At 66.7% G+C, this 23,903-nt stretch carries 11 protein-coding genes, 2 rRNA genes and 2 pseudogenes (1 of these 15 only partly in view); 7 read left to right on the top strand and 8 right to left on the bottom strand.

Annotation, left to right across the window (positions count from 1 at the left end; translation table 11 throughout):
• Nucleotides 1-9: 9 nt before the first annotated feature.
• Nucleotides 10-3,241: pseudogene (putA, locus tag FKV23_RS01100) on the top strand (bifunctional proline dehydrogenase/L-glutamate gamma-semialdehyde dehydrogenase PutA).
• A gap of 104 nt (nucleotides 3,242-3,345) precedes the next feature.
• On the opposite strand, the gene FKV23_RS01095 reads toward putA, so the two are convergent.
• Both FKV23_RS01095 and FKV23_RS01090 read right to left on the bottom strand, forming a co-directional pair.
• Nucleotides 3,346-6,312: a TonB-dependent receptor plug domain-containing protein gene (locus tag FKV23_RS01095; protein WP_244244056.1), complete on the bottom strand. Its 2,967-nt coding sequence runs from the start codon at nucleotides 6,310-6,312 to the stop codon at nucleotides 3,346-3,348.
• Nucleotides 6,313-6,994: 682 nt separating this feature from the next.
• Nucleotides 6,995-8,344 (bottom strand): OmpP1/FadL family transporter, encoded by a 1,350-nt coding sequence (locus FKV23_RS01090; RefSeq protein ID WP_167284871.1) that lies wholly within the window; start codon nucleotides 8,342-8,344, stop codon nucleotides 6,995-6,997.
• A 278-nt stretch (nucleotides 8,345-8,622) separates the two neighbouring features.
• Between FKV23_RS01090 and FKV23_RS01085 the strand changes: the two genes are divergently transcribed.
• Together FKV23_RS01085 and FKV23_RS01080 are read left to right on the top strand one after the other, a co-directional pair.
• Complete coding sequence (locus tag FKV23_RS01085) at nucleotides 8,623-9,294, top strand: rhomboid family intramembrane serine protease (protein WP_141622198.1); 672 nt, start codon at nucleotides 8,623-8,625, stop codon at nucleotides 9,292-9,294.
• Between the two features lie 195 nt (nucleotides 9,295-9,489).
• Nucleotides 9,490-10,014: a CHRD domain-containing protein gene (locus tag FKV23_RS01080; RefSeq protein ID WP_141622197.1), complete on the top strand. Its 525-nt coding sequence runs from the start codon at nucleotides 9,490-9,492 to the stop codon at nucleotides 10,012-10,014.
• 44 nt (nucleotides 10,015-10,058) lie between these two features.
• Here FKV23_RS01080 and FKV23_RS01075 read toward each other — a convergent pair whose 3' ends face one another.
• The 3 genes from FKV23_RS01075 to gpmI form a co-directional block, all read right to left on the bottom strand.
• Nucleotides 10,059-11,435, bottom strand: a complete 1,377-nt coding sequence (locus FKV23_RS01075; protein WP_141622196.1) for a S41 family peptidase — start codon at nucleotides 11,433-11,435, stop codon at nucleotides 10,059-10,061.
• A 126-nt stretch (nucleotides 11,436-11,561) separates the two neighbouring features.
• Complete coding sequence (locus tag FKV23_RS01070) at nucleotides 11,562-12,776, bottom strand: murein hydrolase activator EnvC family protein (RefSeq protein WP_141622195.1); 1,215 nt, start codon at nucleotides 12,774-12,776, stop codon at nucleotides 11,562-11,564.
• Complete coding sequence (gpmI, locus tag FKV23_RS01065) at nucleotides 12,776-14,317, bottom strand: 2,3-bisphosphoglycerate-independent phosphoglycerate mutase (RefSeq protein ID WP_141622194.1); 1,542 nt, start codon at nucleotides 14,315-14,317, stop codon at nucleotides 12,776-12,778. The genes FKV23_RS01070 and gpmI overlap by 1 nt, the downstream gene beginning before the upstream one ends.
• Before the next feature lie 164 nt (nucleotides 14,318-14,481).
• Between gpmI and FKV23_RS01060 the strand changes: the two genes are divergently transcribed.
• The 3 genes from FKV23_RS01060 to FKV23_RS01050 all read left to right on the top strand — a co-directional run bounded on the left by FKV23_RS01060 (nucleotide 14,482) and on the right by FKV23_RS01050 (nucleotide 18,234).
• A complete protein-coding gene (locus FKV23_RS01060; RefSeq protein ID WP_141622193.1) occupies nucleotides 14,482-15,165 on the top strand; it encodes a DUF4097 family beta strand repeat-containing protein in 684 nt (227 codons plus the stop codon).
• 438 nt (nucleotides 15,166-15,603) lie between these two features.
• Nucleotides 15,604-17,322, top strand: a complete 1,719-nt coding sequence (locus FKV23_RS01055; RefSeq protein ID WP_141622192.1) for a M28 family metallopeptidase — start codon at nucleotides 15,604-15,606, stop codon at nucleotides 17,320-17,322.
• Between the two features lie 165 nt (nucleotides 17,323-17,487).
• Entirely contained in the window at nucleotides 17,488-18,234 is a 747-nt protein-coding gene (locus FKV23_RS01050) for a 2OG-Fe dioxygenase family protein (protein WP_141622191.1), read from the top strand.
• Between the two features lie 118 nt (nucleotides 18,235-18,352).
• Here the strand turns inward: FKV23_RS01050 and FKV23_RS01045 are convergent.
• Nucleotides 18,353-19,318: pseudogene (locus FKV23_RS01045) on the bottom strand (LysR substrate-binding domain-containing protein); the annotation flags it as partial.
• Nucleotides 19,319-19,978: 660 nt separating this feature from the next.
• Between FKV23_RS01045 and FKV23_RS01040 the strand changes: the two are divergent.
• The gene (locus tag FKV23_RS01040; RefSeq protein ID WP_208543213.1) at nucleotides 19,979-21,862 is read left to right on the top strand and encodes a S8 family peptidase; all 1,884 of its coding nucleotides are present in this window, start codon (nucleotides 19,979-19,981) and stop codon (nucleotides 21,860-21,862) included.
• A gap of 685 nt (nucleotides 21,863-22,547) precedes the next feature.
• Here the strand turns inward: FKV23_RS01040 and rrf are convergent.
• Together rrf and FKV23_RS01030 are read right to left on the bottom strand one after the other, a co-directional pair.
• A 5S ribosomal RNA gene (rrf, locus tag FKV23_RS01035) occupies nucleotides 22,548-22,662 on the bottom strand.
• 190 nt (nucleotides 22,663-22,852) lie between these two features.
• Nucleotides 22,853-23,903, bottom strand: a 23S ribosomal RNA gene (locus FKV23_RS01030) (it continues 1,828 nt past the right edge of the window).

Below are 23,903 nucleotides of genomic sequence, written 5' to 3'. Positions count from 1 at the left end.
GTGGTCCAGATGCCCGTCAACTCCCCCGTCCCCGCCGTCGACCCCGACGGCCCGCTGTCTTCCCGCCCGATCCTGTCCCCCGAACTGCCACCGGCTCCGGCCTCCCCACGCGCCGCGATCACCGCCGGCTGGGATCGGGACGAGGCCGCCCACGTCCGCGACCTGCTCGAAGCCGCGCGCCTGCCCGAGGCCGATTGCGCCGCCGCCCCAGACCGTCGCCGCCGACCTGGTCACCCGGGTTCGCGCCCGCGTCCACGACCAGGGCGCGATCGAGGCCTTCATGCGCCAGTACGACCTCGGCAGCGAGGAAGGCGTACTGCTGATGTGCGTGGCCGAGGCGCTGCTGCGCATTCCCGACCAGGACACCGCCGACAAGCTGATCCGCGACAAGCTCGGCGAAGCCGACTGGAAGCGCCACATGGGCCAGTCCGAGTCGGTGCTGGTCAATGCCTCGACCTGGGGCCTGATGCTGACCGGCCACCTGGTCGACCTGAACGACGACACCAAGCGCGACGTGCACGGCGCGTTCAAGCGCCTGGTCGGCCGCCTCGGCGAACCGGTGATCCGGCTCGCGGTGCGCCAGGCGATGCGGATCATGGGCCACCAGTTCGTGATGGGTCGGACCATCGGCGAAGCTCTTTCCCGCTCGCGGAAGGGCGCCAATGCCGCTTACCGCTATTCGTTCGACATGCTCGGCGAGGGCGCGCTGACGACCAAGGACGCGCTGCGCTACCTGCAGGCCTACCGCGATGCGATCCATGCGATCGGCAAGAGCGTCAAGCCCGGCGACTTCAGCGGCAGCGACGTCTTTTCCGCTCCCAGCATCTCGGTCAAGCTGTCCGCACTGCACCCGCGCTACGAGCACGCCAAGCGCGCGCGGGTGATGGGCGAGCTGGTGCCGCGGGTGCTGGAACTGGCGCAGCTGGCGAAGTCGTATTCGATCGGCTTCACCATCGATGCCGAGGAGGCCGACCGGCTCGAACTCTCGCTCGACGTGATCGCCGCCGCCTACGCCGACCCGTCGCTGGATGGCTGGGAGGGCTATGGCCTTGCGATCCAGGCCTACCAGAAGCGCGCGCCGGAGGTGATCGACTTCATCGCCGACCTCGCCCGTCGCCACGGCCGCCGCATCCCGGTACGACTGGTCAAGGGCGCCTACTGGGACAGCGAGGTCAAGAAGGCCCAGGTCGACGGCCACCCCGGCTTCCCGGTGTTCACCCGCAAGCCGAACACCGACGTCAGCTATCTGGCCAATGCGCGTCGCATGCTCGAGGCCGGCGATGCGATCTACCCGATGTTCGCCACCCACAACGCGCAGACCATCGCCGCGGTGTGGCAGCGCGCGAAGCTGCTCGGCCAGGAGAAGCAGTTCGAATTCCAGAAGCTGCACGGCATGGGCGATGACCTTTACGCCGAGGTGATCCCGGCCGACCGCCTCGACGTGCCGTGCCGCATGTACGCGCCGGTCGGCTCGCACGAGGACCTGCTTCCGTACCTGGTCCGTCGCCTGCTCGAGAATGGCGCCAACTCCAGCTTCGTCAACCGCATCACCGACGAGGACATCGCAATCGACGACCTGGTCGCCGACCCGATCGAAACGGTGTCCGCGTTCGATCCCATTCCCCACCCCCGCATTCCGCTGCCGGTCGACCTGTACCGCAGCTACAGTCTCGAAAGGAGCAACTCCATGGGCGTCAACCTGGCCAACGACGATCAGCTGCGCGCGCTCGCCGAACAGGTCAACGCCGCCACGCAATCCTGGCGCGCCACCCCGTTGGTGCCGGGCGCGAAGCCGACCGGCGCGGACGTCGCCGTGACCAGTCCGGCCGACCGCCGTGAGGTCGTCGGCCACTGGCAGGCCGCCGACAGCGATACCGTCGAGCAGGCGCTGGCCAATGCCGTCGCCGCTCATGACGGCTGGAACGAGACCCCGGCCGCCGGCCGCGCGGCGATCCTCGAACACGCCGCCGATCTGCTGGAGGCGCGCATGCCGCAGTACATCGCGCTGTGCACGAAGGAAGCCGGCAAGACGATTCCCGACGGCGTCGCCGAGGTGCGCGAGGCGGTCGATTTCCTGCGCTACTACGCCGGCCAGGCGCGCCAACTGTTCACGCCCGAGGCCCTGCCCGGCCCGACCGGCGAGTCCAACACCCTGCAGCTGTCCGGCCGCGGCGTGTTCGTCTGCATCAGCCCGTGGAACTTCCCGCTGGCGATCTTCACCGGCCAGGTCGCCGCGGCGCTGGCCGCCGGCAACAGCGTGATCGCCAAGCCAGCCGAGCAGACCAGCCTGATCGGCTACTACGCGGTCAAGCTGCTGCACGAGGCCGGCGTGCCCGAGGCGGCGCTGCAACTCCTGCCTGGCGATGGCGCCACCGTCGGTGCGGCACTGACCCGCGATCCGCGCGTGGCCGGCGTCGCCTTCACCGGCTCGACCGAGACCGCGCGCGCGATCAATCGCGCACTGGCCGCGCGCGATGCCGCCATCGGTGTGCTGATCGCCGAGACCGGCGGCCAGAACGCGCTGATCGCCGACTCCTCCTCGCTGCCCGAGCAGCTGGTCAAGGATGCGATCGGTTCGGCGTTCACCTCCGCCGGCCAGCGCTGCTCGGCCGCGCGCGTGCTGTTCGTGCAGGAAGACATCGCCGACAAGGTGATCGCCATGCTGGCCGGTGCGATGGCCGAGCTGAAGGTCGGCGATCCCGGCCTGCTGTCGACCGACGTCGGCCCGGTGATCGATGAGGACGCGCACCGGATCCTCGTCGAGCACGCCGCGCGCATGGACAAGGAAGCAGTGAGGATCGCCGAGGTGTCGCTCGATACCGATACCGCAAACGGCTGCTTCTTCGCTCCGCGCGCCTACGAACTCAAGTCGCTCGACCAGTTGCACCGCGAGGTGTTCGGCCCTGTCCTGCACGTGATCCGCTGGAAGGCCAGCCAGCTCGACGCGGTGATCGACGCGATCAACGCCACCGGCTACGGCCTGACCCTCGGCATCCATTCGCGCATCGACGAGACGGTCGAGAAGATCGTGGCCCGGGCGAAAGTCGGCAACTGCTACGTCAACCGCAACCAGATCGGCGCGGTGGTCGGGGTGCAGCCCTTCGGCGGCCAGAACCTGTCGGGCACCGGTCCCAAGGCCGGCGGCCCGCACTACCTGCCACGCTTCACCACCGAGAAGACGGTCACCATCAACACGACCGCTGCCGGCGGCAACGCCTCGCTGCTGACACTGGGGGACTGAGGCCGCGACCAATCGCAGCCCACAGAAAAATGGGGCTTCTCCCAAGTGAGGGGGAGCCCCACCTTCAGCGAAGGCGGGGGGCTGCCGCTTGCCGGTTCTCGCCGCTACCTGGCTGTCCCGACGCGACCTGCCGGCCTTGACGGCGAATGTCCCCCGGCCGCCGCCCGTGGCGGCGGCCTCCTCCTTGATTTCGCCGTCAAGGCCGGCAGGCCACGTCGGGTCGCGCGGTTAGGCTGGAACGCGAAGCAAGCCCATCCCAGGAGTGCGCTTCCAGGACCATCAGTCATGTCGGAACGTCGGGAGCGAAGGCCCTTGGGTGCGAAATCAAGGCGGAGGCGCCGGCCCTGGCCGGTGCCGGGGGACATTCGCATCCAAGGGCCTTCGCTCCCGGTGCCCCGGTCATCCAACAGGTCTGGTGCTTTCCCCTCAGCTGGACGAACAACCAAAAAACCCCGCTTCCGCGGGGTTTTTTGTGGCTCCGTGCAGGCCGGGCTCAGAAATTGAAACCCACCCGCGCGTAGTAGAAGCCGCCGTTGAAGCCGTACGGCGTGTGCACCGGATACTTCGCGCCCGCGACCGGGGCGCCCCACGGATTCTCGTCCGGGGTCTTGTCGAGCAGGTTCTGCGCGCCAACGTTGAAAGTAGAAGCCGGAGGCGAACTTCCAGCCCACGTCCACGTCCACCGTGAGCGCGCTGCCGCCGTAGATCGGCAGATCGCCTTCACCGTCCAAGTGATCCTCGTAGAACGAGCTGTAGTAGTTCAGGCGCAGGTTGGCGCTCCAGATCTCGCGCTGGTGGTTGAGGGTGAGGTAGCCCTTGGTCTTCGGCAGCGAGTCCTCCAGCTTCTTCACCCTCGCTTCGCTGATGATGCCTGGAGTGAAGTCGTCGACCTTGGTGCGGTTCCAGTTGGCCGCCAGCGAGTAGGTGGTCTCGCCGCCGAAGTGATCGCTCTTGTAGCTGGTCACCAGGTCCACACCGGTGGTGGTGGTATCGAAATCGTTGACGAAGAAGGCGACCTGGTTCAGCGAGGGCGACACCGAATGCCCCGCCGCGATCAGCGCCGCACGGTCCTCGGCGGTGATCTCGAAGTCCGCGCTGCGCGCGATGCGGTCCTTCACCTTGATCCGGTACCAGTCCAGCGTGGTCAGCCAGTCGCCGGTGTTCCATACCAGGCCCATCGAGGCGTTGCGCGACTTCTCTGGCGTCAGCGCCCGGGCGCCGTAGAACTCGGCGACGGGATCGGTCGGCGGCAACGTGGCGGTGTCCTGCAGACGACCGTCGATGAAGGCGGTGGTGATCTGGCTGACGTTGGCCTGACCCGGCGTCGGCGCACGGAAGCCGGTGCTGTACGCCGCGCGCGCGGCGAAAGTGTCGGTGAAGTCGAAGCGGCCGGTCAGCTTCCAGTTGGTGGTGCCGCCGAAGTCGTCGAAATCCTCATGGCGCACCGCCGCCGCCAGCAGCAGCTGTTCGGTGAAGTTCGCCTCGGCATCCACGTACACCGCCCAGTTGTCGCGGTCATGCTTGCCGGCGGTGTCGGGGTGGAAACCGGGGAAGCCGTTCGAGCCGATGCTGAAGCCCTGCTCGGTCAGCGGTCCGATGGCCGTCGAAGCGGCATCGCCGGCGACGATCTCGAAGCTTTCGCGACGCCATTCCACGCCCGTCGCCACGTTCATCGGCCCATGGGTGAAGCCGGTATCGAAACCCTTGCTCAGATCGAAGTTGAAGCTGTACTCGGTCTGCGTGTTGCCACCCGGGGAGAAACGGAATCCGGCGGGCTGGTTGGCGCCCAACGAGGCGTTGACCGTGTTGTACATGTAGAAGTCGATCTCGTTGCGCCCGTAGGTGGCGCTCAGATCCCAGTACAGGTTGTCGGCCCACACGCCCTTCACCCCGGCCGTGATCCCGCTGTCCTCCATCTCGCCGCCAAAGCGCGGAGTGAAACCACCCGGGAACAACGACAGGAAGGTGAAGCAATCACCGGGCAGGGCCGCGAGCTGGGCGTTGACCGTGGCGTACGGCAGCAGGTTGCCGTCGGCGTCGCGCAGCAGGATCGGGAGGCCGCAATCGGCGCCGCTCGGCGAACCGACCAGCAGCGTCTCGCCGCCATCGTTGGAAAACACGCCGCCGCGCGTGGTCGAGTTGCGGTAGTAGAAACCGCCGTCGACATCGCGTTTGGCATAGTTGCCGAACAGGTAGAAGTCGGCGCTCTCGCCGGAGATGCCGAGGTTGGCGACGAACTTGAAGTCCTCCTTGACCTCGGGCGAACCCCAGATCTGCGCCGGATCGGGCACGCCGGGATAGCCGGCGGCCGCCACTTCCGCCGCGTCGTCGCGCTGCACGCTGCGCGAGGTCGGGTCGGCCGAGCGCCACTCCGCGGTGAAGGTGGCAAAGCCCCTTTCGGTCAGCGGCAGGCCGATCTGCGCGGCGTACTGCTGGGTAAAGCCATCGCCCTTGTAGTACTCGCCGGCGAACGCCTCGACGGCGCCGCCCTCGCGCGACCGCTTCAGGCCGAAGTTGATCACGCCGGCGATGGCGTCGGAGCCGTACTGGGCCGCCGCGCCGTCGCGCAGCACTTCCACCTGTTCCAGCGCCAGCGACGGGTAGACCGACACGTCGGGACCCTGCGCGCCGTCCGAGAGGCCGTGGCCGAGGAAGGTGATGACCGCGGCGCGGTGGCGACGCTTGCCGTTGACCAGGATCAGGGTGTTGTCCGGCGGCAGGCCGCGCAGGTTGGCCGGGCGCACCAGGGTCGCGCCGTCATCGATCGGGATGGTGCTGACGTTGAACGAGGGGACCAGCACGCGCAGCTGGTCGAGCACGTCGGTGGCGCCCTGGTTGTGGAATTCCTCGCCGCTGATGATGTCGATCGGCACCGCCGAATAGGCCTCCGAGCGCGGCTGGCTGCGCGTGCCCAGCACCGAGACCGTGTCGAGGGTGGTGGCCTGCTCTTCCGCGGTCTGCGCCGCCGCCACACCGCCGGTGGCGAGGAGGGTCGCCACCAGGGCCGCCTTCACCCCGGATGCCAGCGGGTTGGCCACAAACTCACGGTGGATCTTTCGCTGTCTGCTCATCTGGAACTCGCTCATTTGAAGCACGCCTCGTTCGTATCTGTGGATGGGTGGAAGGCATCCGTTCCAGGTCTGCCGGTGCACGACTCGTCGAGAGCCTGTGCACAACTTTTAACGACAAATGAACGAGTTGACAACAAACAAGGCAAATAATTACGACTAAAGGTGCAAACACGTTATTTCCCGTGCCTTGGAAGAAGAGCCAAGAAAGAAGGTTCTTCGCTCAATCGAGGCGAAAGCGCCGGGTCTGTTCGGTGACCGGGGCGCCGGGGGCGAAGGCCCTTGGATGCGAATGTCCCCCGGCACCGGCCAGGGCCGGTGCCTCCGCCTTGATTTCGCACCCAAGGGCCTTCGCCCCCGGCGTTCGGACATGACTGGTGGTTCCAGAAGCGGAATCCCGGGGAGGACCGGCTTCGCATTCCACAGCGTGGCCGCGCGATCCGGCGTGGCCTGCCGGCCTTGACGGCGAAATCAAGGAGGAGGCCGCCGCCGCGGGCGGCGGCCGGGGGACATTCGCCGTCAAGGCCGGCAGGTCGCGTCGGGACAGCCAGGTAGCGACAAAACCAGAGATCGAGCGCAAGCGGAAACGCTTTCGCTGAAGGCGAGCGCCCCTCACTTGGGAGAAGAACCAGAAAAAACCCCGCCAGCGGCGGGGTTTTTCGTCAAACATCGGGCGGGATCGCGGTCAGAAGCGGTACTGACCCGAAACGCCGAACAGATGGGCGTCACCCTTGAAGTCGCCGAACAGACGATGGCCGCCTTCCTGCGGCGGAGTGATCAGGCCGATCTTCGGAGTGTCCGGATCGATGTAGGTGTAGGCGAAGTTCACCTCGAGCGCATCGCTGAGGGTCCAGGTCGCGCCCAGCGAGTACCAGCGGCGATCCTCGTCCGGCAGGCGCGGGGTGCGGGTCGCGAACGTGGTCGGGGTCTCGTCGTAGGCATAGCCGGCACGCAGGGTCCACGCCTCGTTGAGCTTGTAATCGACGCCGACCGACCAGAACCGGGTGTCGCCCCAGTTGAAGTCTTCGACCGAATCCGCATCCGGACCGTCGAAGTTGATGCGCACTTCGCGCAGCGAGCTCCAGTCGGTCTCGGTGTAGCTGGCACCGATCGACAGTGCGTCGGTGGCCTGGTAGCGCACGTCCAGCGCCATGATCGACGGCGTGGTCAGCTTGGCGTTGACGCCGCCGTCCTGGAACAGCGCGGCGGCACCCACCGCGTCGAAGGTCGCGCGCACATTGCCCGGCACGGTCCAGTCCACGCTGCCGGTCAGCTCGTAGTCGATCTCCGAGCGGTACGACAGACCGATGGCCAGCTTGTCGGTCGGGCGGAGGTTCGCGCCGATCAGCCAGCCGAAGCTGGTGTCGTCGCCCTGCACCTTGGCGAAGCCGTCGGCGGCCTGCGGCTGCGCGAACGGCAGCGGCACGCCCTGGCCCATCAGGATGGTGCCGAAGTCGACCGCCTTGGACAGGGTCACGTCGGCATGCGAGAAGATCGCGCCGATGCCGACCGAGAAGTGGTCGGTGATGTCGACCGCGCCGGACAGGGTCAGGTCGACGATCTTCACGTCCGAGGTGGCGGCGTAGTAGCGGCCGACCCAGTCGCGGTCGTATTCGGTCTTCAGGCCGAACGGCGCGCTGATCATGGCGCCGATCGCGGTGCCGTTGTCGAACTTGTGCACGACCGAGAAAGCCGGCACCGGGGTCACGTCGCCGGCCTGGCCGCCATCGCCGCCGGTCAGCGGTCGGCCGAGGACGTCGTAGCCTTCCAGATCGCCGGCCTTGTAGTTCAGGTCGATGACGGTGACGTCGGCCTGCACAGTGGTGCCCGAGAACTGGGTCATGGTGGCCGGGTTGTTGACGACCACCGAAGCATCGTCGGTGCGGACACCGGCGCCTGCGAATGCGCTGCCCATCGACTTGACGCTGTTTTCCTTCAGCTGGAAGCCCGAAGCATGGGCCTGGCCGAGAGCCAGCGCGCCGGTAATGCCCAGCGCGAGCGCCGACAGGCGCGTGATGCGGTGTACGTGTTGCATGCGTGTAGTCTCCATTGGAGTGTTATTAGGTCTTCCGGGTCGTGCGCGGCACCGTTGACAGTTCCACATGCCGGAAACCCCTCCCGACATACGACGCCGTATGCACTATAACGCGGGGATTAACCGGGCGCTAACAATCCTCCGCCACATTTCGCCCCACGGAGGCGAACAGCACCGCCACGGATGCCTTATCGTCCACAGGCCGGCCGGCCCCCAGTCCCACAGGTCATGGCCGCCCGGCAATCCGTCCCAGAGCCCGCATCCGACCCGCCACACCGATGTTCATTGCCGTCCCTTCCCGCAAGAAACAGCCATTGCGCTGGGCCACGCCCCTGCTGCTGGCGAGCCTGTGGCTGTGCTTCGCCTGGGTGACCCTGCAGCCGGCCAGCGACCAGCACCATCTGCTGCTGGAATGGGGGGCGTTGTCGGGCGGGCTGGCGGCATCCTCCGGCGGCGGCTGGCAGCGCCTGTTCACGGCCCTGTTCCTGCATGCGGACTGGGTCCATCTGCTCGGCAACCTGGTGTTCCTGCTGATTTTCGGGTTGCCGGCCGAACGCAGCATGGGAGCGTGGCGACTGCTGCTGGTGTTCTTCCTCGGCGGTGCGGTCGCCAACCTGGCCGCGACGATCGCGATCCACACGCCGGACGGGCTGATCATCGGCGCCAGTGGCGCGGTCTCGGCCCTGATCGGCGCCTATCTGGCGCTGTTCCCGAACGCCAAGCTCGGAGTGGTGCTGCCGCTCGGCCTGTATCTGCAATTCGTACGGGTGCCGGCGCCGCTGCTGATCGGCATCTGGGCGGTGATGCAGATCCTGTTCACCTGGTTCGGCCCGGCCTTCGGCGCGGTGGCGTGGTCGGCGCACCTGGCCGGCTTCGCCTTCGGCGGCGTGTTCGCGCTGGTCAGCCGGGCCGGAATCGCCCGGCGGATGCGGCGACGCAGCGGTTACTGATCAAGCCTCCACTTGTCGCGAACTCCCGCCATCCCGACAGCCGGATGGTCGGGCCGTGTTTTTTCACTGCCTTGCAACGGCCGTAGCGCTAAGGTCACGGGCCTTCGCTTCGAGCCTGCTCGCGGGCTGCGCGATGACAACCTGAGCAGGCTCTGGGTTCCCGCGGCCGCAAGGCCACTTCCTGGAGGCCATGCCATGAAACATGTCACCTGTTGCCTGCCCATCCTGCTGGCGGGCGCGCTGTACGGGCTGCCCGTACAGGCGCAAACCGTACATACCGACCTGCGCGGTTATGAGGAAGTCCCGACCCTCTCCACCTCCGCGAGCGGTGCGTTCCGCGCGCATATCGACGTGAAGGGCCAGCAGATCCATTTCGAGCTGAGCTATGACGGCCTGACCGGCGAGGTGCGCCAGGCCCATATCCACCTGGGCATGCGCGGAGTCAATGGCGGGGTGATGGTGTTCCTGTGCCAGACCGCCGCCAACCCCGACCCGACCGGGTTGTCACCGATGTGTCCGGCCTCGGGCACGGTCAGCGGCACGATCACGTCAGCCGGCGTGCTCGGGCCGGCCGGCCAGGGCGTACCAGCCGGCGGATTCGACGACCTGGTCGCCGCAATCCGGGCCAGCGCGGCCTATGTCAACGTGCACACCAGCGCCTACCCGGCTGGTGAATTGCGCGGACAGCTGGGCGATCCACGCAATCCGCGCGGGTTCTGAGTGGACCCGGCAGAGCCTGTCGATGCGGAGGGCGGGACAGGCTCTCAGCGCCGGGCCGGCTGCGCCGGCACCGGCGACACCGCAACGTTCTTCTTCAGCTCGGCCAGCGCGGAGTCGATATGGCGGTCGCCCTCCAGCACCTCGCTGGGGCGGTCTTCGTCTGCGACTTCCTCGTCGCTGCCGGACAGGTGGCCCGGCAGGGTCGCTTCGACATAGCGGGCGCGGCCGCCGTTGGTCGCGCCCGCGTCCGGATGCAGCAGCACGTCAGGAACGATGCCGGCGGCCTGGATCGAGCGTCCGCTCGGGGTGTAGTAGCGCGCGGTGGTCAGCTTGACCGAATCGCCGTTGTCCAGCGGCAACAAGGTCTGCACCGAACCCTTGCCGAAGGTCCGGCTGCCGACCACACGGGCACGGCCGTTGTCGCGCAGGGCACCGGCCAGCACCTCGGAAGCACTGGCCGAACCGGCATCGACCAGCACCACCACCGGTGCGCCGTCGAGGCGGTCGCCCGGAGTGGCGGAGAACTCGGCATCGCTGATCGCCAGCCGCCCGCGGGTGCTGACGATCACGCCCTCTTCGAGCAGATCGTCGGCGATCTGCACCGCCGAGGTCAGCAGCCCGCCCGGATTGCTGCGCAGGTCGATGACCAGACCGCGCAGGCGTCCGCCGGCCTGCTCCTTGAGTTCACCCAGCTGCTTTTCGAAGTCGGCCGCGGTGCTGGCCTGGAAAGCGCTGATGCGGACGTAGCCGTAGCCCGGTTCGAGCATGTTTCCGCGCACGCTGGTGATGCGGATGACCTCGCGCTGGAGTGTCACGTCGAACGGTTTGTCGCGGCCTTCGCGGACGATGGTGAGGGTCAGTTCGCTGCCCGCCGGCCCGCGCAGCGGCGCCGAGGTGTCGCCCTCGTCGGGCTTGAAGCTCTTGCCGTCGATGGCGGTGATCAGATCGCCCGAACGCAGGCCGGCACGCTGGGCCGGGGTGTCGTCGATCGGTGCGATCACCTGCAAGGTGCCGTCGGGCAGCCGCATCAACTCGACGCCAATCCCCTCGTAGGCGCCGCGCGACTGCTCGTCGAAGTCCTCGGCCCGGCTCTTCTCGAAATAGACGCTGTGCGGATCCAGGTCGAACAGCAGACCGCGGATCGCCGACTGCATCAGGTCGCCGTCCTTGACCGGCTCGACATAGGCCTGCTTGATCGCGCTGTATACGGCGACATAGCGGCGGATCTCGTCAAGCGGGATGGCCGAGCTTGCCGCTTCACCGGCGTCAGCCTCGCTGGCGGCCTCGTCGCTGACACCATCCTCGGCTTCCTGTTCCTCGATCGTGGGCGGCGCCTCCGTGTCCTGGGCGTGGACGGCGCCAAGACACTGCGCGATGACGAGCAGGAGGGCAGCAAGCGGGATTGGAAAACGAACCTTCATGCACGGACCTCGGGTGCGATTGCGATCTGGCCGCTGCCGATGCCGGCAACGCCGTCTTGAATATGAACACGTTAGGCGGTGGCAGCGGAAGCTTTCGTTAACGCTGCCGATGATGCGAGCACGTGTTCAGCGCTTCAACCACACGCTCGGATTGACCGGCTGGCCGTTGCGGCGCAGCTCGAAATACAGCGCCGGGCGACCGTGGCCGCCGGAGTTGCCGACGGTGGCCACCGTGTCGCCGCGCCTGATGCGGTCGCCGGCCTCCTTGAGCAGTGCATCGTTGTGGGCGTACAGGCTCATGTAGCCGCTGCCGTGGTCGACGATCAGCAACAGGCCGTAGCCGGTCATCCATTCGGCATAGACGACCTGGCCATCGGCCACTGCCTTGACCGCGGTACCGGCGTTGGCGCCGAGCAGCAGACCATCGCTCTTGCGGCCATCGGGCATCCGCGCACCGTAGCCGGCAAGCAGGGCGCCAGTGAGCGGCCAGCCGACACCGCCGACCTGCGGCCCGCCCAGCGCGACGGTGGCCGGTGTCGGTGCCGGCCTGCCATCGGCACGTGCGGCGCGTTCGGCGGCGGCGCGGCGCTCGGCCTCGGCACGGGCCGCGGCAGCGCGCAACCGGGTCAACAACTGTTCCAGTCCCTTGGCATCACGCCCGAGCGCCTGCTCGCGCGCGCGGCGGTCGCGGTAGCGCGAATCGAGACCGGCCACCAGTTCGGCGCGCTGTCTGCGGTCGGCCTGCAACTGCACGAGCTGTTTGTCCAATGCCTCCCGCGAGGCCTGCAACTGCTGCTGGCGCGCGGTGATATCGCGCTCCACCGCGTCCAGTTCCTCCAGCCCGGCAGTCAGTTCGCGCACCCGCGCGACCCGGTCCTGCTGCAGGTAGCGATGCCAGGTCAGCACCCGCTGGGCCTCGGCCACGCTGTCCTGCGACAGCAGCACCTTCAACGGCGCCTCGCCGCCCTGGGCATGGGCTGCGCGCAGCAGCACGGCCAATTCCTCGCGCTGTCCCTGCATCGCCTGCTGCATGTCGGCCCGGCGCGCATGCAGGGATTCCAGCGAGGCCTGTTCGTCGGCCAGCTGCAACTCGATCTCGCGCAGGCGGCGACTGGACGCGGCGACCTTCTCGTCGGCCGCACGCAATTCGCGATTGGCCGCGCCGCGCTCGCCCTCGATCTTGCGGCGCTCAGCGGCAACCGATTGCAGTTCACGCTTGATCTGCTGCAGCTTGCGCTCGGTTTCGCGGCTGTTCTGCGCGGCGGCCGGCAGCACGCCGGCCAGCTGCGTCGCGCATGCGAGCGCGATCGCCACCAGCACCATCGCGCAGGGCCGGCGCATCAGCCCTCCAGCAGGCTCTGCCCGCTCATCTCGTCCGGTTTCGGCAGGCCGAGCAGGTCGAGGATGGTCGGGGCAACGTCGCGCAGGGCGCCGCCGCTGCGCAGCGTGGCCTTGCGCGGGCCGTCATAGGCGAACGGCACCGGGCCGACCGTATGCGCGGTGTGCGGTTGACCGGTCTCGGGGTCGCGCATCATTTCCAGATTGCCGTGGTCGGCGGTAACCAGCAGTGCGCCGCCGGCCTCGTGCACCGCCGCGCGAATCGAGCCGATCGCGGTGTCGACCGCCTCGGCGGCCTTGACCGCGGCCTCGAATACGCCGGTGTGGCCGACCATGTCGGGGTTGGCGATGTTGCAGATGACGATGTCGAAACGGCTGGAGCGGATCGCATCGACCAGCTTCGCGGTCAGCTCCGGGCAGCTCATCTCCGGCTGCAGGTCGTAGGTGGCGACCTGCGGGCTCGGGATCAGGATCCGCTCTTCGCCCGCGTACGGCAGCTCGCGGCCACCGCTGAAGAAGAAGGTCACGTGCGCGTATTTCTCGGTCTCGGCAATGCGCAGCTGGGCCATGCCGTTCTTCTCCAGCACCTCGCCAAGGGTATTGCGCAGGTCCTCGGGCGGGAATGCGACCGGTGCCGGCAGGCTGGCGTCGTACTCGCTCAGGCAGACGAAGCGCGAAAGCGCGGGGCGACGGACATCGAAGCCGTCGAAACCAGGCGCGACGAAGGCCGCGCTCAGCTGGCGTGCGCGGTCGGCGCGGAAGTTCATGAACACCACCGCATCGCCATCATGCACCGGAGCACCGTCGCCAATCACGGTCGGGGTGACGAACTCGTCGTTCTCATCGCGTGCGTAGGCCTCGGCCAGGGCGGCGGCCGCATCCGGCGCACGGTATTGACCGGTCGCCTCGACGATCGCATCCCATGCCTTGCGCACGCGGTCCCATCGCTTGTCGCGGTCCATCGCGTAGTAGCGGCCGCCAAGGCTGGCGATGCGCGCGTTGCCTGCGGCCTCGCAGGCGGCCTGCAGGGCCCGGATGCTGGCTGCGGCCGAGCGTGGCGGCGTGTCGCGGCCATCCAGGAAACCGTGCACGGCGACCTTCGGCACGCCCTCGCGGCGGGCGAGCTCGATCATCGCAAGAAGATGCAACTCGTGACTGTGCACGCCGCCGGGCGAGAGCAGGCCCATCAAGTGCAGGGTGCCGCCGCCGGCCTTGGCCGCGGCACAGGCCGCCAGCAGCTCCGCGTTCTTCTCGAAGCTGCCGTCCTCGATCGCGGCATCGATCCGGGTCAGGTCCTGGTAGACGATGCGGCCGGCGCCGAGGTTCATGTGGCCGACCTCTGAATTGCCCATCTGCCCGTCCGGCAGGCCGACATGCCGGCCTTCGGTATGGATCAGGGTGTGCGGCGCCGCCGCGAGCAGGGCGTCCCAGTTCGGCAGATGGGCCGCGGCCAGCGCGTTGTCGGCCGGATCGTCGCGATGTCCCCAGCCATCGAGGATCAGCAGCACGACCGGGCGGATGGCGGAGGCAGGATTTTCGGGCACGTCGATGGTCCTAGTGACTTAGGGCAGAGGGCCGGAAGGCATGAGAATGCGATTGTATCGGAGGGTCGGCAGCCACCGTGGATGAAGTTTCCCCGGCAACCACTAAACCCTTGCCTGCGCCGCCGCATCCCAGCAGTCAGCCCCAACACAGGACGGACACCGCCATGACAACACGCCACCGCTTCCACGCCCTTCCACTGGCCCTGATCCTCGCCCTTGCCCCGGCTTCGGCGGCATTCGCCCAGCAGAGCATCAGCAAGGTCAACGGCAGCATCACCGCCGAGGCCGGGCAGGAATACGGCTCACTGGAAACGGTCAACGGCAGCATCCGGATCGGCGCCGGTGCCCGGGTCCGCAACGCCGAAACCGTCAACGGCAGCATCAAGGCTGGAAACTCGGCCCGTACCGGCAGCCTGGAAACCGTCAACGGCAGCATCAGGCTGGAGGAGCAGGTCGAGGTCGACGGTGACCTGGAAACCGTCAACGGCAGCATCTTCGTCGGCCGTGACGGCCGCATCGCCGAAGGCATCGAAACCGTGAATGGCGCCATCGGCCTGGTCGCCGCGCGTGTCGGCGGCGACATCGAAACCGTCACCGGCGACCTCACCGTCGGCGCCGGCTCGCACGTGCGCGGCGGCATCCGCTACCACAAGCCGAGCATGGTCCGGTTCAACGTCGGCAAGAAGCAGCGACCGCCGCGGGTCATCATCGGCCCGAACGCGGTGGTCGAGGGTCCGCTGGTATTCGAACGCGAGGTCAAGCTGTACGTGCATACGAGCGCCCGCATCGGCGCGATCACCGGCGCCACCGCGATCCGCTACGACACCGACCGCGCACCAGCCGAATAACAAAAGCAATCCAGAACCCAATAACCGCAGCCCCCTGAGTCAGGGGGCGATTCGCGCCACAGGCGCGAATGGGGGTGTGGAAGCGCATTGACGGGGCCCATAATCTGCGTAGCAGGTTTTGGGGTTTACCAAGCACAGCTTGGTGAACGTCCCCCCTGAGTCAGGGGGCGATTCGCGCCACAGGCGCGAATGGGGGTGTGGAAGTGCATTGACGGGGCCCAAAATCTGCGTAGCAGGTTCTGGGGTTTACCAAGCACAGCTTGGTGAACGTCCCCCCTGAGTCAGGGGGCGATTCGCGCCACAGGCGCGAATGGGGGTGTGGAAGTGCATTGACGGGGCCCAAAACCTGCTCAGCAGGTTTTGGGGTTTACCAAGCAGGGCTTGGTAAACGTCGTATCATCGAGCCTTCGTCCTGCAATTTCGCACCACGGAGGCTCCATGTCCCGAACTCCCCTTTCCGCCGCGACCTCCCTGGTCGCCGCCGCGCTGGTGCTGTCGGCGTGCAGCCCGACGCCCCCGGAAACCTCCACCGACATCGCAACGGCCGCCGACAGCAGCCCGCACGCATTCAGCGCCGACATCAACGTCGCCGACTTCGCCGAGCGGGTGAAGACGCTGGCTTCCGACGAATTCGAGGGCCGTGCCCCGGGCAGCATCGGCGAGTCGCGCACCCTGGCCTACCTCAAGGGCCAGTTCGAGGCGATGGGCCTGCAGCCCGGCCATGACGGCAGCTGGTTCCAGACCGTGCCGATGGTCGAGACCACCGCCGACGAGGCGCAGACCACGCTCACCCTCGACGTGAAGGGCGAGAGCCGCGCGCTGGCGTTCGGCGACGACATGGTCATCGGCACCCGCAGTGGCCAGCCGGAAGTGAAGATCGACGCCAGCGACCTGGTCTTCGTCGGCTACGGCGTGAACGCCCCCGAACGCGACTGGAACGACTACGAAGGCATCGACGTCACCGGCAAGACCGTGGTCATGTTCGTCAACGATCCCGGCTTCCATGCCAACGACGAGTCGCTGTTCGATGGCAAGCGGATGACCTACTACGGCCGCTGGACCTACAAGTACGAGGAAGCCGCGCGCCAGGGCGCCGCCGCCGCGATCATCATCCACGACGACGCCGGCGCTTCCTACGGCTGGGGCGTGGTCAAGAACTCCTGGTCGGGGGCGCAATTCGACCTCAAGGCCGAGGATGACCCGGAACCGCGCCTGGCCGCCCAGGGCTGGATCACCGGCGACGTCGCCCGCAGCCTGCTGGCCGATCTCGACCATGACCTCGACGCGCTGTACACCGCGGCCAACAAGCCCGGCTTCAGGCCGATCCCGCTCGACGCCCGCATGTCGCTGGAGCTGAAGAGCACGATCGCCGAGAAGGAGTCGAAGAACGTGGTCGCGATGCTGCCCGGCAGCAGCCGTCCCGACGAGGCGGTCGTCTACATGGCGCACTGGGACCACCTCGGCAACCATGCCGACAGCGCGACCGGAGGCGAGGATCACATCTACAACGGCGCGGTCGACAACGCGACCGGCGTGGCCGGCATCATGGAGATCGCCGAGGCCTTCGCCGCCCAGGAGCCGGCACCGGAACGCTCGCTGCTGTTCATCGCGGTGACCCTGGAGGAGTCCGGCCTGCTCGGCTCCAAGTACTACGTCGCCCACCCGAGCATCCCGCTGGCCAACACCGTCGGGGTGATCAATCTCGACGCGATGCCGGTGATCGGCCCCTCGCGCGACATGAGCGTGGTCGGCCTGGGCAACTCCGAGCTGGAGGACATCCTCAAGACCCACGCCGATGCCCAGGGCCGCGTGCTCGTGCCCGAAGGCGCGGTGGAGGCCGGCTACTACTTCCGCTCCGACCACTTCAACTTCGCCAAGGCCGGCGTGCCGGCGCTGTACGCCAAGGGTGGCGACGACCTGGTCGACGGCGGCGTCGAAGCCGGTCAGGCCGCCCAGCGCGACTATCGCGACAACCGTTATCACAAGCCGGCCGACGAGTTCAGCGCTGACTGGAACATGGACGGCGTGATGCAGGACCTGGAGGCGTTGTACGGCGTCGGCCGCGACCTTGCCGGCAGCGACCGCTGGCCGCGCTGGTACGAGGGCAATGCCTTCCGTGCGGCGCAGGACAAGCTGATCGAAGTCCGCTCCCGGTAGGCGTTCCGTCCCCGCTCCATGCACGACGGCGCCCAGGTGGCGCCGTCGTTGTTTTCGAGTCATCGCTTTCAGTACGACAACGCGCAGGCACCTGCTTTTCAGCTACGCTGCGCTGCTCCCGGTATGTCCCGACACCGGGCTTGGCCAACTGCCCATCCCGCGCCCATGACGTCTTCCACAGATCCCGGCACCCGGCACGCGGACCGCCTCCGCCAGCAGGGCTTCGACTTCATCGAGTCCGGTGCGATGCGCGACTGGCTGGCCGCGACCGGTCCGCTCGACGACTGGCCGCGTTTCGCGGCGAGCTGGGGTGACCTGGCCCCCGACACCTACCTCGCGAAACTGGGCCGGCATCGCCGCCGGCGGCATGCGGTGTTCTCGCTCGATGGCATTGGCCATCCCGCTCCGGCGATCCGTCGCGAACCCCACCAGCCGCACTACCAGAGCCTCGACTACAACCCGCTGCAGGGCGACATCGAGCGCTGGTTCGAACCGATCGAGGCCGCGGCGGGCGATAGTCGCAGCCTGCACACCGTGCTCCGCTGCTGCCAGCAGTTCTTCGGCGCACTGTCGCCACAGGTCCCGCGCTGGCATGCCGAGGTTCACCAGTTCCGCATCGAAGCCCGCGCCGACGCGCCGGGACAGCCGACGCCGGAAGGCATGCACCGCGACGGCGTCGACCACGTACTGGTGCTGCTGATCGAGCGCCAGAACATCGCCAGCGGCACCACCCGCATCCACGCGTTGGACGGTCGCGAGCTCGGTCACTTCACCCTGACCGCCCCGTTCGATGCCGCCCTGGTCGACGACCACCGCGTTCTCCACGGCGTCACCGCAGTCGAACCGCTCGACCCCGCGCAGCCGGCCCATCGCGACGTCCTCGTCGTCACCCTGCGCGCCGCAGCGGTGTAGACCGCGAGTCCATCAGCGCATCATGCGCGCGCTATGACAGGCAGGCCGGCGGTATCCTCGCGCCGTCGGTCCCGCGCATCGTCACCTTGGCCACGGTCTCCGGCGCCGGCCAGGCATCGAGGCCCCACCAGGGTCGCGGCCGTGGCCACGCCGGCCGCGCCGTGCCGTCCAGAGCCTGGCGAATTTCGCCCAGGTCCAGCTGCGGCGCCAGCAGCTTGATCAAGTCCAGGGTGTAGTCGCGCGCCACGCAGCCCGGTGGCAGCAGCGCCCAGGCCACGCACTCCGGCAAGGCCGGGGCGGCCTCGAGCACGGCGAAGTTCTCGCGGTCGGCCTGCTCGACCGCCAGCTCGCCGAGCAGGCCCACGCCCAGCCCGGCGCGCACATAGACCTTGATCAGATCCGCGTCCTGCGCCGAGCACGCAAAGCGGGCTTCCAGGCCTGCCTGGGCCAGCGCCCGCCTCAAGGACGAGTCCTGCCGCCGCGAAGAGTCGTAGGTCACCAGCGCCTCGCAGGCCATTTCCTCCAGGGTCAGCGGCCGCCGCAGACCGGCGAAACGGTGGGCACGTGGTACCAGCACCACCCGCTTCCAGCAGAACAGCGGTATCGCAACCCCGGGCGGCACCCGCTCACCGGCGGTACTGACCAGCACGATGTCGCTGCCTCCCTGCAACTGCCGCTCGGCCGAGTCGCCCTCGCCCAGGGTCTGGATGCGAACGTTCAGGCGTGGATAGCGCTTGACCAGTTCCGCCAGCACCGGCGGCAATACGTGACGGGCGTAGGTCTGCGGCGTGGTCAACAGCAGCTCGCCACTGCCCTCGCCGCGGATGTTGGCCGCGTAACTGCGGATGCTGGCGGCATCGTTGACGATCCGCCGCGCGATCCGGATCACTTCGTGGCCGGCCGGCGTCACCCCGGTCAGGCTGCGGCCATGGCGAAAGAACAGCCGGAAGCCGAGCTCTTCCTCCAGCAACTTGAGGTGGCGTGAAAGACTGGGCTGCGTCGCGTGCATGAGCTGAGCTGCCGCACTGATGTTCAACTCGGCATCGACAATCGCCAGCAGACAGCGGAGTTCTTTGAGTGTCATCGCATCATCCCTGCAAAGTCCAACAAGCCCAAAAAGCCCGAAACCGGCCACGCCTCACCCACGGCGCGACCGTCCCATCTCGACTTGCCCCTGCGGACGCCGTTCCGACGGCGCCCTTCCATCCGCAGAAGAGCACATGGGTATAGCACTCCAGCCAGCACGGGTAAACCGGATGCACTTGACAAAACGCCGACCCGGTCGTTCACCCCCCTTTCTCAGTTCCACTGATCCAGTTTTTTGCAACGCAGATCAAATTTCTGGATACCCCGGCCGGCCGGCAACGGGGCCACAAGCGGTTTCCGCCCTGCACTCAAACACTTGCGAAGCCGGTCGCAGTCGGCGCATGCATGAATGCGGCCGTCATCCGCCGCCGGCAGTACCTGCAAAGCGTATTGCTGCATAAGTTCATCTGATTTCGGTATTGGACGCCCTCCGGCGACCGAGCTTGACTCGTGGAGCCGGCGGGGAAACAGGGCGCATCAGGGGATGCGTCGAACACGCAGCGGCCTTTGCCCGAAACAGGTTTTCCCGTCCGGCTACCGACGCATGTCGACGGCCGGTCCCCCCGACACACAGGGACGTCGATATACGCCTGACGGTCCACAGCACCGCGGCACGCCTGCGTCGCGGTTCCCATGTACAGCCATGAGGGGTAGTCACGTGATCCGCAAACCAACCATGCTCGCCACCGGTATAGGTGGCGTATTGATGCTCGGAATGGGCATTGCCAGCGCAGCCGATGCAGAGCTGCGCATCGCCAAGCAGCCGGTCGAAGGCCGCTATATCGTCGTACTCAAGGAGGATGCCGCCGCCTTGTCCGGCGAAGTCCAGACCGCCACCGGTCGTAGCAAGCCCAGCGTCGCCACCGTCGCCCGCGAGTTCGCCGCCAGCCGCGGCAAGGGCAAGAGCCGCGCCAACGTCGTCCACACCTACAACAAGGTGCTGCGTGGCTTCGTCGTCGAGGCCGATGACGATGCGCTGGCCGCACTGCTCGCCGACGATCGCGTCGCCTATGTCGAGGAAGACGGCGTCGTCGAGGCCTGGGCCACCCAGAACAACGCCACCTGGGGCCTGGACCGCATCGACCAGCGCGACCTCCCGCTCAACAGCACTTACGTCTACGACACCACCGCATCGAACGTGCATGCCTACATCATCGATACCGGCATCCGCTCCAGCCACAACGATTTTGGCGGCCGGGTCGGCAGCGGCTATACCGCGATCAATGACGGCAATGGCACCAACGACTGCCACGGCCATGGCACCCATGTCGCCGGCACCGTCGGTGGCACCACCTGGGGCGTGGCCAAGCAGGTCAGCCTTTATCCGGTCCGCGTGCTGGGCTGCAACGGCTCGGGCACCAATTCCGGCGTGATCGCCGGCATGGACTGGGTGGCCAGCAATCACACCAAACCGGCCGTGGCCAACATGAGTCTGGGCGGCGGTGCCTCCACCTCGACCGACGATGCGGTCACCCGCATGCGCAATGCCGGTGTCACCGTGGTCGTGGCCGCGGGCAACGACAACTCCAGCGCCTGCAACTACTCGCCGGCACGCTCCACCTCGGCGATCACCGTCGGCTCGACCACCTCCAGTGACGCGCGTTCGTCGTTCTCCAACTATGGTTCCTGCCTGGACATCTTCGCCCCCGGCTCGTCGATCACCTCGGCCTGGAGCAGCAGCAACACCGCCACCAACACCATCAGCGGCACCTCGATGGCCTCGCCGCACGTGGCCGGCGTGGCGGCGCTGTATCTGGCGGGCAACCCCGGCGCCACCCCGAGCCAGGTGACCAGCGCCATCATCAACAGCTCGACCCCCAACAAGGTCACCAGCCCCGGCAGCGGCTCGCCGAACCGGCTGCTGTACAGCCGCTTCGATGGCACCGACCCGGATCCGGATCCCGATCCCACCCCCGGTGAACTGCAAAACGGTGTGCCGGTCACGATTTCCGGCGCCAGCGGCTCGGAAACCCGCTACACCTTCACCGTCCCGTCCGGCGCCAGCGGCTTGACCATCGCCACCAGCGGCGGCAGCGGCGACGCCGATCTGTATGTCCGCTACGGCTCGGCACCGACCACCGGCAGCTACGATTGCCGACCCTACCTCAACGGCAACAATGAGACCTGCTCGTTCAACAACCCGCAGGCTGGGACCTGGCATGTGATGGTGCGCGGGTACACGGCCTACTCGGGGGTCAGCCTGGTCGCCAGCTACGAATCGAGCAGCGGCGCCCCATGCACCGGCTGCACCAAGTACAGCGGCTCGCTGTCCGGCAGCGGCAACTCCCAGGTCCAGCCGAACGGCACCTACTACCAGGCCGCCGCCGGGACTCACCAGGGCTGGCTGAAAGGACCGAGCAACGCCGACTTCGATCTCGAGCTGTATCGCTGGAACGGCTCTTCCTGGAGCCGGGTCGCGCGTTCGATCGGCTCCACCAGCGAGGAGCACATCTCCTACAACGGAACCTCGGGCTACTACTACTGGCGGATCCTGTCCTACTCCGGTAGTGGCAGCTACGACTTCTGGCTGAAAACCCCGTAATTAGAAGACCCAGTCATCCGCAATAATCAAACCGGCATTTTCAACTGCGGCACGTTCCGCATCGAAGAGCCCGGCGCGTCCGGGGCTCTTTTTTGATTCTTCGCCCAATCGAGGGGAAAGCGCCGGGTCTGTTGGATGACCGGGGCGCGGGGGGCAAAGGCCCTTGGATGCGAATGTCCCCCGGCACCGGCCCTGGCCGGCGCCTCCTCCTTGATTTCGCACCCAAGGGCCTTTGCCCCCCGCGTTCCGACATGGCCGGTGGTTCCAGACAGGGAATCCCGGGGAGGACGGCTTCGCGTTCCAGCTTGACCGCGCGATCCGACGAGGCCTGCCGGCCTTGACGGCGAAATCAAGGAGGCCGCCGCCGCCACGGGCGGCGGCCGGGGGACATTCGCCGTCAAGGCTGGCAGGTCGCGTCGGGACAGCCAGGTAACGGCGAAACCGGCGATCGAACGCAGGCAGCGGCGTCTACGCCAACGCCTTCGTCGAAGGCGAGTTCCTTCTCAATTGGGAGAAGAATCTCTTTGGGCGACCCGACGTCCGTCGAGCGCCGAAATCGAGCCGCCGGAGGTCCTGCTGTTGCGGTGTCTGCTTGACGGGGACGCTTACGATGGCGGCTGGGTATTTTTGATTGGCGCAAAAGAAGAAGGCCGCCCCTGATGAGGGGGCGGCCTTCGGTGTAAATGTTCAGCGATGACCTACTCTTGCATGGCTTAGGCCACACTACCATCGGCGCAGCTGCGTTTCACTTCCGAGTTCGGAATGGGATCGGGTGGTACCACAGCGCTATGGTCGCTGAACAAGCTGGTGAAGCGGCGCAGGGAGACAGAAGTACCTTGCGTCCAGCTTGCATGGGGTGGGAAGTAGCGAGTGTGAGATGAATGCCATCGACGTATCGTCGAGGATAAAGCACTTTTTTGAAGAGTCCGCACAGGGATGTGCGGGACATTCGCGAATGGACGCGCAAACAAAAAAGCCACTTGAGGTTATATGGTCAAGCCGCACGGATCATTAGTATCAGTTAGCTCAACGCATTGCTGCGCTTACACACCTGACCTATCAACCACGTAGTCTTCATGGTTCCTTTAGGGGACTTGTGTCCCGGGAGATCTCATCTTGAGGCGCGCTTCCCGCTTAGATGCTTTCAGCGGTTATCGCTTCCGAACATAGCTACCCGGCAGTGCCACTGGCGTGACAACCGGAACACCAGAGGTTCGTCCACTCCGGTCCTCTCGTACTAGGAGCAGCCCCTCTCAAATCTCCAACGCCCATGGCAGATAGGGACCGAACTGTCTCACGACGTTCTGAACCCAGCTCGCGTACCACTTTAAATGGCGAACAGCCATACCCTTGGGACCGACTACAGCCCCAGGATGTGATGAGCCGACATCGAGGTGCCAAACACCGCCGTCGATATGAACTCTTGGGCGGTATCAGCCTGTTATCCCCGGAGTACCTTTTATCCGTTGAGCGATGGCCCTTCCATACAGAACCACCGGATCACTAAGACCTACTTTCGTACCTGCTTGATCCGTCGATCTTGCAGTCAAGCACGCTTATGCCTTTGCACACAGTGCGCGATGTCCGACCGCGCTGAGCGTACCTTCGTGCTCCTCCGTTACTCTTTGGGAGGAGACCGCCCCAGTCAAACTACCCACCATACACGGTCCCCGACCCGGATTACGGGCCCAGGTTAGAACGTCAAGCACGACAGGGTGGTATTTCAAGGTTGGCTCCACCACAACTGGCGTCATGGTTTCAAAGCCTCCCACCTATCCTACACAGACGAACTCAACGTTCAGTGTAAAGCTATAGTAAAGGTTCACGGGGTCTTTCCGTCTTGCCACGGGAACGCTGCATCTTCACAGCGATTTCAATTTCACTGAGTCTCGGGTGGAGACAGCGCCGCTGTCGTTACGCCATTCGTGCAGGTCGGAACTTACCCGACAAGGAATTTCGCTACCTTAGGACCGTTATAGTTACGGCCGCCGTTTACCGGGGCTTCGATCAAGAGCTTCGCCTTGCGGCTGACCCCATCAAT

It is taken from the genome of Lysobacter alkalisoli (genome assembly GCF_006547045.1).
Taxonomy (GTDB): domain Bacteria; phylum Pseudomonadota; class Gammaproteobacteria; order Xanthomonadales; family Xanthomonadaceae; genus Marilutibacter; species Marilutibacter alkalisoli.
The sequence above is the reverse complement of the archived record's forward strand: the minus strand, read 5'-3'. Positions and strand labels throughout refer to the sequence as shown.